At 53.2% G+C, this 618-nt stretch carries 1 protein-coding gene; it reads left to right on the forward strand.

Annotated features, from left to right (window positions below; translation table 11 throughout):
* Positions 1-618 (forward strand): site-specific integrase (locus GFJ39_RS14150; RefSeq protein ID WP_407645911.1); only part of this gene is annotated, 618 nt, incomplete at both ends.

The following is a 618-nucleotide window of genomic DNA, read 5'->3' on the forward strand; positions in this document are numbered from 1 at the left end:
GAACTGCCTCAAGCCTTGCTGCCTCCAGTCACAACGAAGCGCAAGAACACCAAGGTCCAAACTATTAGCGCGATGGCTCAACGCTTTGTTCTCACTGACGCCACCAAGAGCGCGGACACCATCAAGGGTACGAAAACAACCCTCGACCTATTTATCGAAGCTTTTGGGGACCTACCCGTTAATCAGGTAACGGGAACAACAGCAGGCGACTTTCACGATTTGCTCCTCGGCCTTCCCGCAACGCACGGAAAATCCAAGAACCGTCTTCCCATTCGAGACGCGGTAAAATCAGCGAAAGAGCAAGGGCTTGAGACCGTGAGCGGTAAGACTGTGAAAAACCACTTCTCCCGTCTATCCTCACTATGGTCCGTACTCGTGCAACGCGAAATTGTCGCCAAGAACCCCTGGGCGCAGTGGTCCTTCAATACGGCCAAGAAGACAGAAAGACGCTGCTGGACCGACGAAGAGCTGGCCCTACTCACACCGGACCAATGGGAGCATCGCGGCATCTCATGCAGGACCTATGCGGGGATGGTCAACGTCGCTCTCTATACAGGCTTACGATTAGGAGAAATCTGCAATCTGCGCAGCCAAGATATTGAGAATATCCAAGGTGTG

The organism is Gluconobacter aidae, assembly GCF_009547075.1.
GTDB classification, from domain to species: Bacteria; Pseudomonadota; Alphaproteobacteria; order Acetobacterales; family Acetobacteraceae; genus Gluconobacter; species Gluconobacter aidae.